The sequence below is a fragment of the Mesobacillus maritimus genome (genome assembly GCF_023715205.1).
In the GTDB taxonomy this organism is placed as follows: domain Bacteria; phylum Bacillota; class Bacilli; order Bacillales; family Cytobacillaceae; genus Mesobacillus_B; species Mesobacillus_B maritimus_C.
The window spans coordinates 143,676-160,825 of the sequence record NZ_JAMBNR010000008.1; the positions used below are offsets into that span (position 1 = coordinate 143,676).

Annotated in this window: 18 protein-coding genes; 6 read left to right on the top strand and 12 right to left on the bottom strand. The window is 36.9% G+C overall.

The window, feature by feature from the left end:
• Window positions 1–47 precede the first annotated feature (47 nt).
• The gene (spxA, locus tag M3182_RS13125) at window positions 48–443 is read right to left on the bottom strand and encodes a transcriptional regulator SpxA (RefSeq protein ID WP_251427255.1); all 396 of its coding nucleotides are present in this window, start codon (window positions 441–443) and stop codon (window positions 48–50) included.
• Between the two features lie 212 nt (window positions 444–655).
• Window positions 656–3,739, bottom strand: coding sequence for an efflux RND transporter permease subunit (locus M3182_RS13130; protein WP_251558391.1), 3,084 nt, complete (start codon window positions 3,737–3,739; stop codon window positions 656–658).
• 101 nt (window positions 3,740–3,840) lie between these two features.
• Here M3182_RS13130 and M3182_RS13135 point away from each other — a divergent pair, with 101 nt between their 5' ends.
• On the top strand, window positions 3,841–4,671 hold the full coding sequence (locus M3182_RS13135; protein WP_251558393.1) for a TetR/AcrR family transcriptional regulator: 831 nt from the start codon (window positions 3,841–3,843) through the stop codon (window positions 4,669–4,671).
• Between the two features lie 36 nt (window positions 4,672–4,707).
• Here the strand turns inward: M3182_RS13135 and M3182_RS13140 are convergent, their stop codons facing one another.
• The gene (locus tag M3182_RS13140) at window positions 4,708–5,976 is read right to left on the bottom strand and encodes an ATP-binding protein (protein ID WP_251427247.1); all 1,269 of its coding nucleotides are present in this window, start codon (window positions 5,974–5,976) and stop codon (window positions 4,708–4,710) included.
• Between the two features lie 741 nt (window positions 5,977–6,717).
• On the opposite strand from M3182_RS13140, the gene M3182_RS13145 reads away from it, so the two are divergent.
• The 4 genes from M3182_RS13145 (at window position 6,718) to M3182_RS13160 (ending at window position 9,611) form a co-directional block, all read left to right on the top strand.
• A complete protein-coding gene (locus M3182_RS13145) occupies window positions 6,718–7,575 on the top strand; it encodes a hypothetical protein (RefSeq protein WP_251558395.1) in 858 nt (285 codons plus the stop codon).
• A 260-nt stretch (window positions 7,576–7,835) separates the two neighbouring features.
• Entirely contained in the window at window positions 7,836–8,021 is a 186-nt protein-coding gene (locus tag M3182_RS13150) for an aspartyl-phosphate phosphatase Spo0E family protein (protein WP_251427241.1), read from the top strand.
• A 69-nt stretch (window positions 8,022–8,090) separates the two neighbouring features.
• Entirely contained in the window at window positions 8,091–9,344 is a 1,254-nt protein-coding gene (locus M3182_RS13155; RefSeq protein ID WP_251558398.1) for an MBL fold metallo-hydrolase, read from the top strand.
• A gap of 3 nt (window positions 9,345–9,347) precedes the next feature.
• Window positions 9,348–9,611, top strand: coding sequence for a DUF3006 domain-containing protein (locus M3182_RS13160; protein ID WP_251558399.1), 264 nt, complete (start codon window positions 9,348–9,350; stop codon window positions 9,609–9,611).
• A 45-nt stretch (window positions 9,612–9,656) separates the two neighbouring features.
• Here the strand turns inward: M3182_RS13160 and M3182_RS13165 are convergent, their stop codons facing one another.
• From M3182_RS13165 to M3182_RS13180, 4 genes are all read right to left on the bottom strand, one after another.
• Window positions 9,657–9,833, bottom strand: coding sequence for a hypothetical protein (locus M3182_RS13165; RefSeq protein WP_251427233.1), 177 nt, complete (start codon window positions 9,831–9,833; stop codon window positions 9,657–9,659).
• Between the two features lie 316 nt (window positions 9,834–10,149).
• The gene (locus M3182_RS13170) at window positions 10,150–10,893 is read right to left on the bottom strand and encodes a DUF6843 domain-containing protein (protein WP_251558401.1); all 744 of its coding nucleotides are present in this window, start codon (window positions 10,891–10,893) and stop codon (window positions 10,150–10,152) included.
• A gap of 140 nt (window positions 10,894–11,033) precedes the next feature.
• Complete coding sequence (locus M3182_RS13175; protein WP_251427229.1) at window positions 11,034–11,888, bottom strand: glycerophosphodiester phosphodiesterase; 855 nt, start codon at window positions 11,886–11,888, stop codon at window positions 11,034–11,036.
• A gap of 160 nt (window positions 11,889–12,048) precedes the next feature.
• Window positions 12,049–12,534: a GNAT family N-acetyltransferase gene (locus M3182_RS13180; protein WP_251427226.1), complete on the bottom strand. Its 486-nt coding sequence runs from the start codon at window positions 12,532–12,534 to the stop codon at window positions 12,049–12,051.
• A gap of 179 nt (window positions 12,535–12,713) precedes the next feature.
• Here M3182_RS13180 and M3182_RS13185 point away from each other — a divergent pair, with 179 nt between their 5' ends.
• Entirely contained in the window at window positions 12,714–12,923 is a 210-nt protein-coding gene (locus M3182_RS13185; RefSeq protein ID WP_251558403.1) for a hypothetical protein, read from the top strand.
• Between the two features lie 151 nt (window positions 12,924–13,074).
• Here M3182_RS13185 and M3182_RS13190 read toward each other — a convergent pair whose 3' ends face one another.
• The 5 genes from M3182_RS13190 to M3182_RS13210 all read right to left on the bottom strand — a co-directional run bounded on the left by M3182_RS13190 (window position 13,075) and on the right by M3182_RS13210 (window position 17,055).
• Window positions 13,075–13,518, bottom strand: a complete 444-nt coding sequence (locus M3182_RS13190) for an NUDIX hydrolase (RefSeq protein ID WP_285868119.1) — start codon at window positions 13,516–13,518, stop codon at window positions 13,075–13,077.
• Between the two features lie 44 nt (window positions 13,519–13,562).
• On the bottom strand, window positions 13,563–14,342 hold the full coding sequence (locus M3182_RS13195; protein ID WP_251558407.1) for an alpha/beta fold hydrolase: 780 nt from the start codon (window positions 14,340–14,342) through the stop codon (window positions 13,563–13,565).
• A gap of 258 nt (window positions 14,343–14,600) precedes the next feature.
• Entirely contained in the window at window positions 14,601–14,891 is a 291-nt protein-coding gene (locus tag M3182_RS13200) for a DNA-binding protein (protein ID WP_251427216.1), read from the bottom strand.
• A gap of 89 nt (window positions 14,892–14,980) precedes the next feature.
• Window positions 14,981–15,655, bottom strand: coding sequence for an MOSC domain-containing protein (locus M3182_RS13205; protein WP_251558408.1), 675 nt, complete (start codon window positions 15,653–15,655; stop codon window positions 14,981–14,983).
• Window positions 15,656–15,681: 26 nt separating this feature from the next.
• Window positions 15,682–17,055 carry an MFS transporter gene (locus M3182_RS13210; RefSeq protein ID WP_251558410.1) on the bottom strand — a complete coding sequence of 458 codons (1,374 nt, stop codon included), beginning with the start codon at window positions 17,053–17,055 and terminating at the stop codon, window positions 15,682–15,684.
• Between the last annotated feature and the right edge of the window lie 95 nt (window positions 17,056–17,150).

Sequence of the window (17,150 nt, forward strand, 5' to 3'; positions counted from 1 at the left end):
AATTATAGTTTGGATAGTCAAAGAGAAATATAATAGTTAAAAATACGTCAATTAGCAAATTTCTCGTTTTCAGCAATCGGAAATATGCGGAGTTTCCGAGGAAGAAAACTTCGAATCTCCTCTTCACTATACCCTACTTGTAAGCGTTTTTCATCATGAAGGATCGGTCTACGCAATATTTTAGGATTGTCACTAATAATTTGATATAATTCCTTCAAAGGTAATGAATCAAGGTTTAAATTTAACTCTTGATACGTTTTTGACTTTTTTGAAATGATTTCATCTGTCCCATCCTCTGTTAATCGAAGAATCGCTTTGATTTCATTTTTTGTTAGTGGTTCGGAGAGAATATCTCTCTCAATATAATCAATCTGATGCTCTTCTAGCCATGCTTTAGCCTTTCGGCAAGAAGTGCAGCTTGACGTTGTATATAGAGTAACCATGTTTACACCCTCCCAGGATCAACTCAAAAAACTAACTAGCCATTAAATTAATTTCCATACTGTAACTTTAAACATTACAGTTGGTTTAGTCAATAAAAAATTTAAAAAGTACTTAATTTAACTAAATGATTCCAATTTAGGGATTTCAATGCCTACTTGATATTACCCATATAGTAAAATCCCTATAAGCGACAGCTTATAGGGATTTTCTTTTAATTTTCTTGTACTTCTTTTCGGTTTTTCTTAAATACTTTTGATAAAACCTCATATACGATTGGGACGATGATTAATGTTAATAACGTCGAACTAGTTAATCCACCAATAACGGTAATTCCTAGCCCTTTCGAAATTAATCCTCCACCACCATTTCCAATTGCTAATGGTATTAAGGCACCGATTGTAGCAATAGCTGTCATCAGGATTGGACGTAAACGTGTCGCACCTGCTTCAAGAATCGCTTCGCGCATTGTCATTCCATCACGTTCCATATGAATGATTCGGTCCACGAGTACAATCGCGTTTGTTACCACAATCCCAATTAACATCAATAGCCCCATCATAACAGAGACAGAAATCGTTTCGTCGGCAATCAAAAGACCAACAAATGAACCAATCACTGCAAATGGTAACGAGAATAGAATCGCAAATGGCGCGAGTCCTTCGCCAAACGTTACAACTAAGATGAAGTAAACAATCGCAATCGCAGCAAGCATCGCTACACCTAGCTGGGTAAAGGTTTCATTCATATCAGCAGCAACCCCAGCAACACCGACGCTAACACCTTTTGGTAAATCAAGATTTTCTATCGCTTCATCCATTTCGGCCGTCGCTTTAGAAATATCTTCGCCGATAATTGTTCCGGAAACTGTAGCATAATACTCGCCAGCACTACGTGAAAGAGTATTTAACGTTGTCCCTTCTTCAACAGTTACAAGTTCAGATAGTGGCAAATTCTGACCGGTTGCAGTTTTGACATCTGTTTCTAATAGCTCATCAATCGACTTCGGCTCCGCTACCTTTTCCTTCTGAACGATGACCTCTAACTCTTCGCCATCTTTTTCAATCGTTGTTAACACTTCTTTAGATGATGTTGGATTTAACATCATCACAATTTGAGCAGTTGTTAAGCCATACTGTAACAGCTCATCTTGCTCGACCTTAAAAGTGTACTCAACATAGGCGTCTTCTGCACTGGAAGAAACATCTTCTAGTCCGTCATTGTCATTCATAACGTCTTCTACCATTTTAACGGCATCATTGAGTTTATTTAAATCTTCACTATAAAAAGTGTAGCTAACCTCGTTTGTATTCATTGACATCGAAGAGAAATTCTGACTCTTCCATTCACCAGATTGACCCATATTAAACACATAATCTTCAATTTCCTCACGAACTTCTGGGAAATTTTCCATATCTGGATCAAAAATCAAGTACATGAGGGCACCGTTTGATCCTCCGCCCATCATCGCTGCCATTGGATCTGCTGAATCCGTTACAGAAACTTGAAGAATATCAATGTCTACTCGCTTAAGTAATTCTTCCTCAACCTCTGCTATGTTTTCTAACGTTTCATCTTTTAATTCTCCAGTAGCTGGTGTATAAGTTAGGTACATCACCTTTTCTTCTTCACTACCCATGAAGCTAAAACCAATTAACGGGGTAAGGGCCAAGCTTCCTATTAATAAAACTATCGCTAAAGCAGAGGTCACCACTTTATGATTTAAAGTCCATTCAAGAACTTTTTTATACCAATTTGCTAGTTTCCCTTGTTCTTTATGACTGCTTTCTGTTTTAGTACTATAAAGCTTCTTTTTAAATAAGAAGTGCGATAAAGCCGGAACAATCGTAATCGCTACAAGCAAGGAAGCTCCAAGCGCAAACGTCATTGTTAATGCAAATGGCATGAACAATTCCCCAACCATTCCGCCAACAAAAATGAGTGGTGCAAAGACGGCAACCGTTACTAGTGTTGAAGATAGGATTGGTTTAAACATTTCAATCGTTGCTTCACGAATCAAAGCTCGACCAGTTAGCTTCTCTTCTTTTAAATGCAGGCGACGATAAATATTTTCTACGACAACAATTGAGTCATCGATTACACGACCGATAGCAACAGTAACCGCACCGAGTGTCATTATGTTTAATGTAATATCCATCCAGTTCAGCAAGAGAAAGGCCATAAAAATGGAGACTGGAATCGAAATGATCGAGATAATGGTAGATTTAAAGTCTCTCAAGAACAAGAGGATGATGAGAACAGCAATTAATCCACCAAATAAAGCTTTTTCAATCATCGTATTGACCGATTCCTCAATCGGCTCTGCTTGGTCAAGGGAAATTTCAACAGTAAGTCCGTCGATTTTAGCCTCTTCCTCTTCAACTAATTCTTTTACTGCGTTTACGACATCAACTGTATTTTCTTGTTGACCTTTTACAATCTGAATCGCAATCGCATCTTCGCCGTTCGTTCGAGAGACTGACTGAACTTTTCCGACTGTCTTAATAGTGGCTATATCACTTAATTTTACAAACGGTACAGGATTTGTTTCCGATGGTGTTACCGGAATGAGCATTTCCTTTAACTCATCAACAGTCATAAACTTTCCATCAACAGCAACCGCTTGTTCGCCTTCTTTGAACTCATAGAGACCTAAGGAAACAGCCATATCGCTTGCCTGAATCATTTGCTTAACTGTATCCTCAGTTAGGCCTAACTCAGCCATTTTTTCTTCATCATAAGTGAATTCCACTTCTTCGATATGCTGACCAGTGATTGTAGCTGAGGCAACACCATCGAGTTTTTCAATCTTCGGTAATAAAAGATCATTCACTGTAGAGGTTAACTCTACTATATCCTCCGTTGAGCTACTAACGCTAAGAGCAACAACTGGCATCATATTCATACTAATTGCCGTAATGATCGGTTCTTCCGCAGCATCTGGTAAAGTGATATTATCTAATGTTGCTTCTAATTGACGCTTTTTCTCATCCATATCAACACCATATTCATATTCTACTTGAATATTAGAAAGATTGGATGAGGAGTTGGAGTAAACTGCCTTGACATCTTCAAGCCCTTCCAAAGCCTTTTCAACCGGCATCGATACATCTTCCATCACCTTTTCAGGCGTGGCACCAGGATATACATCCATGACCATAAGGTAAGGAATGGAGATATCCGGGATTGTTTCTGTTTTCATTTGTGTCCCTGAGTAAATACCTGATACAGTAATAATAATTGTTAATAACCATACTGCTAGCTTATTTTTCAGGACAAAATTGACTAGTCCTTTCACAATGACACCTGCCCTTTATTGACTTATATAATACAGATATTTATAATAATGACCAATCAGTCATTTGTCAAAGGATTTTATCTGGGGAGAATCTAAAGATTATGTTAAAAAAACAATTAATTATGCAGAAAGCCGTTGAACTATTTGCTGAACAAGGTTTCGAGGCAACATCCGTTCAACAAATCACCGACCGTTGTGGGATATCAAAAGGGGCATTTTATTTATCGTTCAAATCGAAAGACGAACTGATTTTAGCGTTAATTGATCAATTCATGACAGAGATCATTACCGATATTGACTCAATAGTCAAAAGCAACAAGTCAAAAGATGAATTATTATTCGACTTCTTCTATATCAACTTATCTTTATTTGAAAAGTACTCTGATTACGCTAAAACCTTTATGCAAGAACAACTCCACCTTATTAAGGAAGAATTCATTGAAAAAATGCACTATTATAACCTCCTAAATGAGAAAACCATCCTTGAATTGGTAGAACGCGTATATGGAGACCATGTACAGGACATTAAATATGACCTAGTATACTGTATAAAGGGCTTTATTCGAATTTATACCGAGCTGTTTTTCGTCTCACATACACCACCGGATTTCGAAAAACTATCACATTCTCTGGTAGAGAAAACGAATCTTTTAGCTAAGCATACTAAGCTTCCGTTTATTACAGCTGAGTATGCACCTCTATTGCAATCACCAAAGAACAACGAAATATCAAAGGAAAAAATTGTGGAAGTCATTAATCAAAATCTCGAGGAAGTCGAACAAGGGATCGAGCGCGAATCTCTAATTTTATTGAGGGACCAGTTAAACATGCCAACATTACCTCGAGCCATTATAAAAGGATTAATTAGAAATATCCGCCAACATCCTATTACCAAATGGACCTCATATTTACTAGAAAATTACTATGATTAAAAAAAATGGATGGTGTGGCACCATCCATTTTTTCCATTAGAGATTTTCTTGTTTGGCTAGCGGGAAAGTGATTTTGAATATTGTACCTTTATTTTGCTTGCTTTGTACGTTTAAATATCCGTTCATTTCTTTAATAATCTGGAGAGAGACCATTAATCCTAATCCTGTCCCTTTTTCTTTTGTTGAGTAATACGGTAGTCCGATGTTTTCTAGTTGTTCTCCCGTCATTCCAATGCCTGAATCTTCTATATTCATTTCTACCTGGTCACCTTTAATCAAAACCGACACGTGAATCTTACCGTTCTGTTTCGAAGCTTCAATCGCATTCTTAATTAAGTTAATAATCAATTGTTGAAGCCTGCTGGATGCCCCTAGGACTATGGCACCCTCACTAGTTTCGATAGAAATGGCAGCATTATTTAGGTTTGCATAAGAATATAATGTATTTACTGATTTAAGTGCAAGTGCTGAAACATCAATTAATTGTTGTGGCTCTTGTTCATGTTTTTTTCCTAAGCTTAAATAATCAGAAATGATATCATTCGCACGATCAAGCTCATCTATACAAATATTTAAATAATTTCTCTCGGTTGAATCAATATTTTTTGAACCTGTTAACAACTGAATAAATCCACGAATACTAGTCATCGGGTTTCGGATTTCATGAGCAACACTCGCCGCTACTTGTCCAACCACTTGTAGTTTCTCGTTCTTCTGAATTTCCTTGATTAATTCTTGCTTTTCCCTGTGCGATTCAAACAAATGAACAGCCAGCCATACACTAAGAACATTCGCCAAAATAAATACACCAATTAGATGTATTGTTTCCAATATTAAAGAGTTACCAAGCAGAAATATTCCTAGAATTGGTAGTAACGTTACTAAAACAAAAGTAAGTAGCATAGAACGAACGATTTTAATCGACCTTGTCCAGTTAAAATAATATTTTCGAAATTCTAAGATGACAAAGCCTCCTAAAAACAAGACAAGAAAAGCCGGCCCCATTCCTGGTCCCCCAACAAGAAATCGTAAAAAAGCATAAAACAACGTTACGAAAATACCGACGGATTTTCCTCCGTAAATAAAAGCTAAAAACCAGGGAACCATCCGTAAGTCTAAATAAACGCCTTCTTTGATTTTAATCGCATATAAAATACACAATGCCATCGTAATGGTAAAAACTATTCCCCAGTATACCTTTTCATTTTTCCCAAATTGCCGATTATTTTGTAAAGCTTGATATAGAATAATTGGAAATAATACCATTAATATTTGAAGCAAAATTTTATCTATTTGTAAGTCCATAGATGGTACCTCTTTTATATTTTCCGTATAATAATACATCCTTCCTTACTATACTGTTTTTATAACATTGGTGAAAGTAGAAATTTTTTTCAACCTCAAAATTCCCAAATATCTCGACAAGTTGACCTAGAAAAAGGATCCCTCCCACTTACTACCACCCAACTTTTAGTTTGCATAATTAAATTATGTTTTCTTTAATTCAATTTCCAGTCAATAAAATGAATTTCCCTCATTAGAAACAAATTTAAATCCTTCTTTCCTGTTTCTTGTATAACTCCCGAATATTTACCTTGATTCCATCAAATAGTAATACTTGTATCTATAATTTTGTGAACAGAGAATTCGATTGACTTTAGCGCAAAACATTGGTGATCATTCGGGCTTATAAGAACAATGAACGAAAATCGGTCAACCGTTGTAACTTACCCCAGACCAGCAACACATCCATTTTTTACTATGTCTAAAAAAAACACATTCCTTTCAGAGGATAAAAAGTCAATGCAACAGCTGTAGGACATTCAATTCTAGGCCCGGTCCCATTGTTGACTAAGTAAAAATTGATCATTTCTCACTCGATATACCCAGTCTCCCCGACTTTGATTAAATGAGATTTTTGCAGGTAAGCCAGCGCTAAATTGAAGCTAATTTAGGGAAAGATTTTCACTTAGACGTCATTGAGGCAAGTATGCAGGAAAGTTCATTCCTAACTGCCCCAATTTTTCCAGGAAGGAGCGATTGATTTTGAGAAGGAACCAAAAGTCGTTCAACAAGTATCCTTACATCGTCTTACTTGTCATTCATACGATTATGCTTCTCATTGCTTTTTCTAAAACAGGAAACCGACGTAATACCTTGATGTTGCTCTCTTCCAACATTGCATTAGGTTATTATTTCGAGTACTTTGTCGTAAATTTATTTCGAGGTTATGTATACAAGCCAGCTGTTTTTAAAAATAAACAATTTGATCAAATATTTGGTGCCATTCTATCGCAAGCTATGTTTGTCCCATTCACAGCTGTGTTTATCACAATCTTTCAATTAAACTGGAAACTAAAATGGCTGTTTAGTTTCTACTTTTTCTTTATTGAAAACTTATTTGTTCACTTACGTGTCTATACCCATAACTGGTGGCGGTCAACTTACACTTTTTTATTGCTCCCTTTTTACTTTTGGATTAGCGATAAATGGTATCAAAAGCTGCAGAAAGGTTCGCCACTCATTTTATTCTTCTCTTTTTACAATATAATTTTAATAACATGTGTCAATCTCTTGTTTTTTCGTGCGATTAGAGGGAATGTCCGTTTTGGTTATGGCAAACACCATACGTGGCGTGAACACTTTATCATTGGTCCACTCTATTCAATTGTCCTTACCATTTTGACAGCATGGAAAATGAAAAGAAATACTGATTTTAAAACATGGCGCGAGATCCTCTGGTTTCGGGTTGCCTGTGATTTTCTGTTTATAAAATTAAAATGGATGAAAGGGAATTTATCCAAAATCGTACTTAACCTTCCCTATCATTTCCTGATGATAACCATTTCTGCTATGATTCTAAAATTCGTTTACAGGGAGGAGGTTAAAATAAAAACAGATTGACTGAGTATAACCAAATATCTTTCCGTAAACTTTACGGCAGCGGAATCCATAATATATCTAGTGTTATTTTATAGGAATGGCTCCAAATAGCGGGTTAAAAAATCTGCACACTTAAAAGGGTTAAGTTGCTGTTTCATCCCACTTTATTCCCATTTTTCGCAATTTGTTTCCTAATCATGTAAATTATGGTTCCATTCTAGTAAAAGAATCGGTAGAATAGTTTTTATATCTGTATTTTTGATGCAAGGAGTCGTTATATCATGAATACAAGCACTCTCTCGACCGTTCTAACTCCGACAGAGCTACTTGGTTATATTGAATTTTTACGGCAGGACTTAATCAACAAAGGTTTAACTTATGGTTTTAATAGTGACCGTACTCTTCAAGCTAGTAGGGAGCTCGACTATTTTATTTTTGAATATCAAAAAATTACCTACATGAACTAATATTCCCTTTTGTAACACTTCTATTTTTCTCTATTAGGAGTGTTACAATGTAATTGAAAGGGGAATGAAATGAATAAAAACTACATATTTGTCATCATCACATTCTTAACCATTATCATCTTAACAGGTTGTACACAGGATGGTTCTAACCCAACAAATACTAACCCACTGAAGCAAGATGCAACCAGTCAAACTAATGACACGATTCCAGAAGAAAATGAGACACAGGATACTAGTTCTTCAGGTAACCTATCTGAAAAACAATACAATGAGAAAACCAATTCTCTTTCTGAATTAAAAGTCCATTACCTAGATGTTGGACAATCCGACTCAACTTTGTTTCAATACTCATTCGAAGGTGAAGATTATACGATTCTCCTTGATGCGGGCAATTGGAACCAGAATGATGTTGTGAACTATCTAAACTCAAAAGGTGTGACAGAAATTGACCTTGCGATTGGCACCCATCCCGACGCCGATCATATTGGCCAATTAGCTAAAGTATTGAATGACTTTTCTGTCGGAGAAGTTTGGTTATCTGGAAACACGAACCCTTCGCAAACGTTTCAGAAATTGTTACAAGCCATTGATGAAAACGATATAGATTACTATGAACCGCGGATGGGTGATGAATTTGAGGTTGGCCCACTCCAAATTCAAGTACTATATCCGCGCACGATTTCAGAAAAAGATAATGCTGAGTCGATATCATTAAAAATGACATATGGAGATGTTCGATTTATTTTTACTGGGGATGCAAACACAGATGATGAGTTAAAGATGATTGAAAGCGGGTTAAACTTAGAAGCTGATATTCTCCAACTCGGCCATCATGGTTCATCGACATCTACTCATCCACAATTTCTGGAGACTGTAAAACCGTTTGTAGCGATTTATAGTGCCGGTGATGATAATTCATATGGACATCCTCATGATGAAATAGTACAGCGAATCCAAGACCAAGATATTGCGCTCTATGGTACTGACGTTCATGGAACGATTCTCGTTACTACCAATGGTAAAGACTATCAAGTAAATACCCAATATAACGGAAATATTTCTCCTGCTAAAAACGAATCTTCCAGAACGGACATTAAGCCGAGTCAACCTGAATTTACACCTTTACCAAATGACTGCATCAATCTTAACTCCGCCTCAGCACAACAACTTCAGGAAATTATTCATATTGGTCCTGAGCGTGCTGAAGAGTTGATTCGCTTACGTCCATACCGTTCGATTGACGAACTCTCGAAAATAAAGGGTATCGGACCAGCAAGAATCGAAGATATTAAATCACAAGGAATTGCATGCATTGGAGGGTAATCATTGAAAGGATATATCGATCGATTTGAGGATAATGGATTTGCGGTTATCTTAGTTGAAGAATTCAATGAAGAGTTTGTTGTATCTAGGGAACGATTACCTGAGGGCAGTACCGTCCACTCATATTTAGACGTAACCATTGAAAAAAATCAAATTTCATCGATGAGACTCGATTCGAGAGTCACCCAGTCTGAACAAGAAAAGGTTGACGATTTAATGTCTAAAATCCGCTCCAAAAATAAAGGAAGTAAATTTAAAAAGAAGTAGTTCCTAATAAAAGAGCGCTCGCAATCATGCGAACGCTCTTTTAGATTATGTTTGTTTTATTCTAGCTTGTTTCTTCAAAAATAGCTTCTTAAGGAAAAAGATCCCAAGTATTAATCCTAATAAATTTAGGGCATCTCCAAAATTAATGGTAATTTGTATTTGATTATTGACGTGCACACTGTTTTCATTATTCGTAACGTCATTATGCGCAGCTGGATCCAATCGCTTGCTCCCCCTCTCTGAATTTATTCATGAAAGATTACAAATAGAGTTGAACTTCCTATTAATACAACTTATTCCTGTTTTAGAAGAATCATTACTAGACTCTTTATACCTTTACAACCTTGAGAGAGTTTATAACTAACACATTGGGTTGATTTATGACCATTGATGCTTACTAGTAATGGTCCCACAACAACGTGTCAATTCCGTGGTCATTAATATAAAAGAATTTACAACAGTTATTTACTAGAAATGAAAACACTGCATTTAAAATTGCATGATATTCGTTAAAGAGCCTTCTATTTACATTCTGTTCTCAATAGGAACGATCTACTTTATAGTAGTGTTTCAAAATATCATTAATAAACTGTTCTTTGCTATCATCCACATTAAATTCGCTGTTGATAAATTCTTCGCCACACTGATTCTTTGTGAGTGTAAAACCAGTATACTTTAGTTCAATTTCTTGATTTCCGTGCTCCATTGAAAATCCACCTGTTCCAAATAACTTTACACATTGGTCATTTATTGGGGTTCTGCTTCCTCTTTCATCTACATAAAAATATTGATCAGTTACCGTCCCATAGTCCAGATCAGGTTCTGATGTTACAAAATACCCTTGTTCATTTATCACATGCACTTCATATCCATTCTCGCTTTCAAGTTTTGGTGCCCCGTCAACATTATAGAAAACGAAAACATCCCCCTCATAGCCCTGCGGGATTAAATAAAGATCATTCGTTTGATTAGCCTTTTTCATCATAAAGATTGTTACCGTAATCATGAAAATAGCAAGCACAAAACCAATTGTTATTCTCCCAAACGCAGACAGATTCCTGAACCTACTCAGAATCTTAACAATGAGAAAGCTGAGAATTATAACCGCTAGCAAAACCGGTGTAATCATCACTATCGAAAATAGAACAGACTCGAGAATAGAAGCATAGTAAACGTTTGGCTCTCTTTGGAAAATGGGTGTGTAATTCATAAAGGCTCCGATCACGGAAAGGAAAAAAGATAAAAGCACAGTAGCTAAAATCAGTTTGAAAAACCTCACCATCCCCCCTCCTCCAAAGTAGTAATATGACAAAACTGAAGAACCGATAATAGATAAACTTCAAACATGCAAAAAAACAGCCGTGAATACACGACTGCCAATTAATGGATGGTGCCAAATGGATGGTGCCAGGCACCATCCAATTATTTTCCTTTTTTGACTTCATGAAGGAGATTAGGAAAGTTGGTGAACATTCCCGTAACACCCCAGTCAATCAATTGTTTCATTCGCTCTTTTTCATTAACAGTATATGGATGTAACTCCAGACCGCTTGAGACAATTGTTTGAACATATTCTTCAGTTAAGTATGTATGATTAGGTCCAACACCTATCGCATATTCTTTGATTTCATTGATGTCTTCCTTTGAAATCTCTGCATTAGCACGATAGGATAGCAACTGAACGAGTTTTACAGTCGGATCAAGCTCGTTCATCTTTATTAAACTTTCCTTACTAAAGGATTGAACTAAGAGCTTGTCCTTATCAATCCTATATTCATTAACTAATCGCAATAACTCCTCTTCCATTCCAGGATAAACATCTGGTGATTTTGTTTCGATATAATAGCTTTTATTTTTCCCAAATGTTTGAAAAACCTCTTCTAAAGTCGGGACTTGTAAATCTTCAAAGTTTGGATTGGCGTATTGAGTATACGTTTCATTAAACCAGGTCCCAGCATCCAATTCTTTAATTTCTTCCAATGTCATATCTTTTACTAGGCCTGTCCCATCCGTCGTCCGATCCACCCGTTCATCATGCATGGCAATTAAATGTCCATCCTTGGTCATTTGCAAATCAACTTCTATGTAATCTCCATGCATTTTCTCGCCCATCTTGTAAGCGACTAGTGTATGTTCAGGCGCAAGCCCTGATGCTCCTCGGTGCGAGACATTGACAATCTCCTTATATTTCTCTTTTGCCATCGCCACATCTCCTCCAAAAGACAAGCTTAAGCCCAATGCGACCGCTCCTACTACCGGTATCCATTTTCCCTTCATTATGCTCCACTCCTATCAGTTTCAACTTAAATTCAGATTAACAGTAAATCATTAATCACTTATTAATAGGATGTATAGCTAGTTCAAACTCTAGATGACAAATGTGTAAATGAATACCAAAAGTCATAGGACTCTTGTCATAAAATAAGAAGCACCTTTTCTATAATTGTTTCGTAAGATTGTACCAGATCACACCTCCATGCTCGGACTCGGATACTCCCTCATTCCGATATCCTAATGCTTCATAAAAACTGATTAAAGAATCTTTACAGGTTAGTGTAACCGTTTCTCGCTTTTTCTTACTCGCTGATTCCTCAAAGTACGTAAGCAATGCTTTTGCAATTCCTCTGTTTTGAAAACCAGGATGTACAGCTAAACCGAGAACACTTTGGTGACCACCTATTTCAGGATTCGATTGTATCTCAGCAAACAAGTTGTCTGAGATATATGGATCAGCAATTACCGGCCCATTTATCAATCCAACCAATTTGCCTTCCTTAACGGCAACAAAGAAACTGTCAGATATTTGTTGAATCCGTCTGATAAATGCATCTTCAGTCGCAGCCTCTTCTTTCGGAAAACACTGATTCTCAATTTCCAAAAGTTGCGGTAAATCCTTCATCATCACATTTCTAATCTTTATCAATTCTCATTCCCCCAAAGTAGTTAAGATGCATCTCTCATACATTACATTTCATTCATACAAATTTTGTGAATTTTTTTGTTACATATAAAAACATTTTGTTAACCATTGCTTCATTCTCTGTTAACATTTCTATACTACAATAGGTGGCGATGTAGATAAAATAATGGAGGAGAATTTCTATGTACCTAAAAAAACTCGCCATGACTGACGGATTCCTTACTGTTTCCTATCGTCAGAAAGGGGCAACAAAAACTTGTACAGGACGCGTTCATAGTCTCAATATCGAAGACCAAATTCTATCTTTAAAGGATAGTCGGAATAAACTTCACCTCATTCACTTATCGGGGATCCAAACAATTGAATCCTTCACCCACCAAAGACCTATTTAATACAATAGGCCTTTGTTATTTTGGTGTGTTTTAAAGTCTATTTCGTTCTCTCCTTTTGAGTCAAACATCCTTACCTTACATAACCAGCCTCAACCGATCAGAATCTCTCTATTAAGAATTCAAAACAAACTCTCCATTATCATTACACCAACTAGAAACAATGCTTTTCAATAATTATTTTCGCTCGTTCATCCAAATCCATAGGCAACGCAGTTAACGGAAAATACGCTAAATCCAAACTTTCCCTATCCTTCGCCTCAATTTCACCACAAACATCTTCTGCCCGGAAAACAGCAATTACATTATAAACCTCATCTCCATTTGGATATCGGAAGTAAAAATCCCTCCCAGATAACAACTCTATAAAAGTATATCTTTGGGCCTTGAGTCCCGTCTCTTCGAACAACTCCCTCGCCGCAGTTTCTACTAAAATTTCTCCTAACTCCATTGAGCCACCTGGGAGTCCCCATTCCTTCGTATCTGAACGAAGTTGCAGCAACAATTCACCTCGTTCATTTAACACGATCACCGTTGCACCAACTAAAATCAATGGCTGACTCCCAACCATTTCTCTTAAGCTTTTTATGTATTCCAGCATGTTTGCCCCCATTAGAATTTAATCAATAATAAAAGCAGCAGCTATCCAACCTCCTGCAACAGAAACTCCAATGCTACTCGGTTAAACTCTTTTGCCTTTTCCACTTTCCCGACATGACCTGCATTTTTAATCATATAAAGCTTTGCATTCGGAATGAATTTATGCATTTGTTTTTGACTATAAGTCGGCAAAATTTTATCCTTTTGACAAGCAATCACCAAGGTGGGCACGTTTACCTGTTTAAGCATTTCGCGGTAATCGATTCGCAAACAAGCTCGCCATGCCTGATAAAACCCATCTAAATGTTCCGACCATATCGGTTTCACTTTTTGAACAGTAGCTTCACTTTTATCATGCAAACAACTTAAAGTCGCTTGCTCTAGATAACTTTCTAATGTCATGTTTTGATATCTTTTTTCATTTATCATCAATAATAACTTTTCAAGCCACTTGGGCACATATGACACAGAACTTGCCAAGATAAATGACTTTACCATTTCTGGACGAATATGATAGATTTCCTGCGAGATAATGCCGCCCATGGATAGTCCACAAATATGTGCTTCTTGAATCCCTAATTGATCCAATAAACCAACAATATCTTTTGCAAACGCATTGATGGTGATTTCCTCTCCTTCAGGACACTTTGTTTTACCAAAACCACGCAAATCAGGAATGATTAAATCAAAATGTTCTGCAAATTCATATTGGAACTTCCATCCTTCTTTTCGCTCTCCTAACCCATGGATCAACACAAGGGGCTCCCCACTCCCCATACGGTCATAATAAAGTTCCACTCCATTTACCCGTTGATGATACATTCAAGCTCCCTCCTCTATGTATATATTCCTATTATTCCCATACATCCTAGTATAAAAGGTTTATAGGCTGTATTCCTACCTTTTTTTAATATATCGAAGTATCGACTATTTTTCTTTTCAGTGCCAATTCATTTACTACCAATTTTCTTCGATAAACCCAATAACCCCCAATAGAACCTTGAATAGCTGTTTCTACCGATTACTAAAACATTACTTAAAATAAAAAAACGAATCCTAAAAATAGAATTCGTTCCACCTTCACTTTCCTATATCCAATAACCACTGTTTTAATTTATTTTTAGGATAATAAATTTTCCCATTAATCAAAACATGTGGTACATCCGGATGTTCCTTCAACAACACTTTCGCGTCTTCTTTCGTAATTCCCATAAAATGATGAACATTGCTGTCTTTAATTAACTCATGGTCATCATCAAAATCAAAACTCCCCGTAAGACTTTGAGCCTCAGGGTTTTTGAAATTCTTTAACCCTTCACCAATAAAATAACCTGCAGCTGCTATACCGAGTGCTAACCAAATAGAATCCATGCTACCTTCTCCCCCTATTAAAACTACTTACAATTATTTCGATCTATTCTGGGAAAACCCTTTATTGAGACCCATATTAACTTTTCATCCTAACTTTGTGTAGTCAGCTTTTTTAAGCGACCACTTAATTCTTCTCGCCATTCAGATGCTAATTCTTCTACAGTTAATATCTCTTTAATTCCGTCCACATCTTTATGTTGGTGATAATAAATTTCATTTGCCTTATGAATACTTACCTTTTTAGGATGAGGCAGTATTAATTCAATCCTTGAATCTTTCCTGACCGTTCCTTCTTCCAAAACACGGCACAAATACCCCGTAAAACCAGTCTGAACCATTTTTTTCAATAAAATAGGGTTCCCTAACCGTTTCGTAATCGTGCTGCAAGGTACTCGTCCTTGGGCAATTTGGACAATCGCATCACCAACTTTATAGATATCGCCGATACAAACATTCTTTTCTAGCATATTAGTCAATGTGAGATTTTCTCCAAATGCCGCCGAAGGTAGCTTTTGGTTTATTTCTTTTTCCCATAGAGCATAATGTTCATAAGGATAGACACATACGGCACGATCTGGCCCCCCATGATATCGAAGGTCAGCTACGCCATCCCCCCGGAAACCATCCGTTGCTAAGAAAGCCTCATCGACCGCTTGCTTGCATATAGCCGAATCCATTTCATAATCTTGTCCATACATGACCTTCACCTTTTGCGGTAAGCCAACTGAAAACGTTTTTATTTCGATTTCGTCTTTATTTTTCATAATCCAGTTCCCCCATCACCTATGTTCTATATTTCACCTTCAGAAGCTTTCCGTTTTGTAACAAAAAACACACCTGGAATCATCACAAACGATACGATTAGCAACACAATTGTCATCGAATTTTTATTAGCATCACTAATTCCCGTTGCATACACCACCCCATAAAGACTAGAAGCTAAAATATTCCCAATAAATCTCGAGGTCATCAACAAACCTGAAGCAATTCCGCTTTGCTCCTTTGTTACGAATGAATACAACAGGTTTTGTGAGCTTATACTTAAGGCTCCATTGCTTATTCCTAAAATCGCCAAAATCATAAACAGCCAATATAATGGGGATGACTGATGCGCAGTTAATAACAATCCAACGCCGATAATCCCCACAATCGACCCAAACAACAGCGGAAACCTAAATCCATGCCTCTCTGTCCATCGAGTAGCGATTGGTGTCATCATCATCGCAAACACGGAAAGGGACAGCATCATGATGCCGGCTGTCTTTGAATCAAGATGTAGAACCATCTGATAATATGCAGGCATTGCGAGCAGCATCGCGAAAAACACAACCGTTGCTAATACATACTGAACATAAATAAAAGAGATGTTTAGATTCTTCCTTAAAAAGCTCACATTGATAAACGGCTCTGCTTTTTTCTTTTCGTAAAAATAAAAAGCGAGCGTTAGTGTGACCGCTAACAGTAGTGGCCAAACTTTCACACCTTCTTCTAATGCCTGTAAAAAAAACATCCAACAGGACATGAACGATCCAAATAAAAGGATTCCAACAATGTCCCATTTATACTTTGTTTTCGTGGTGACAATATCGTTCGGTATGTATCTAATGGCTAGCAATGCTGAGACCAAAATTACAGGAAAGTTAACATAAAAGATGACGGGCCACCCGCCAAGTTGAATCAACAATCCACTGATCGTTGGACCAAAAGCAGCCGATGTCGTGGCAAAGACAGATAATGTGGCAATGACTCGATTTTGATTTTTTTCAACATAGGAACGTACCATCCCAATGCCTGCCGGATAAAGGGCGGAGGTTCCAACGGCTTGGATTGTTCTCATTCCAAGCAGTACCATCATATTGGGCGATAATGGAGCTAGAAAGGATGAGATTCCGACCAATAGCAAGCCTAAAAGAAAGATCCTTTTCCGACCATAATAATCACTCAATTTCCCGATTAGTGGAAGAAAAATCGCACTGACAATAAAATAGGATGCAATCAACCAAGAGATTTCCTTGGAAGTTAATTCAAACTCACTTTGAATGGCAGGAAGGGCGACCGTAATCATTGTGGTATTTAAAGGATTTAATATTACCCCTAACGCAATCGCCACAATGAACAATTGTGGATTTTTTACTTTTATTTCAGTGTGATTATCTGACATCATTCTCTGTTTCTCCTCTTAACAAGACCGAATACATGTGGACTTTAAAGACAAGCCCCTTTTTACCAAAGTCCTTTATTTATCTTATTTTACACTCA

Coding starts and splice junctions, on each gene's coding strand:
- M3182_RS13150 (WP_251427241.1), top strand. CDS start 7,836: ATGAATACAAGCACTCTCTCGACCGTTCTAACTCCGACAGAGCTACTT.
- M3182_RS13140 (WP_251427247.1), bottom strand. CDS start 5,976: ATGGACTTACAAATAGATAAAATTTTGCTTCAAATATTAATGGTATTA.
- M3182_RS13155 (WP_251558398.1), top strand. CDS start 8,091: ATGAATAAAAACTACATATTTGTCATCATCACATTCTTAACCATTATC.
- M3182_RS13185 (WP_251558403.1), top strand. CDS start 12,714: ATGTACCTAAAAAAACTCGCCATGACTGACGGATTCCTTACTGTTTCC.
- M3182_RS13135 (WP_251558393.1), top strand. CDS start 3,841: ATGTTAAAAAAACAATTAATTATGCAGAAAGCCGTTGAACTATTTGCT.
- M3182_RS13200 (WP_251427216.1), bottom strand. CDS start 14,891: ATGGATTCTATTTGGTTAGCACTCGGTATAGCAGCTGCAGGTTATTTT.
- M3182_RS13210 (WP_251558410.1), bottom strand. CDS start 17,055: ATGATGTCAGATAATCACACTGAAATAAAAGTAAAAAATCCACAATTG.
- M3182_RS13205 (WP_251558408.1), bottom strand. CDS start 15,655: ATGAAAAATAAAGACGAAATCGAAATAAAAACGTTTTCAGTTGGCTTA.
- M3182_RS13175 (WP_251427229.1), bottom strand. CDS start 11,888: ATGAAGGGAAAATGGATACCGGTAGTAGGAGCGGTCGCATTGGGCTTA.
- M3182_RS13195 (WP_251558407.1), bottom strand. CDS start 14,342: ATGTATCATCAACGGGTAAATGGAGTGGAACTTTATTATGACCGTATG.
- M3182_RS13170 (WP_251558401.1), bottom strand. CDS start 10,893: ATGGTGAGGTTTTTCAAACTGATTTTAGCTACTGTGCTTTTATCTTTT.
- spxA (WP_251427255.1), bottom strand. CDS start 443: ATGGTTACTCTATATACAACGTCAAGCTGCACTTCTTGCCGAAAGGCT.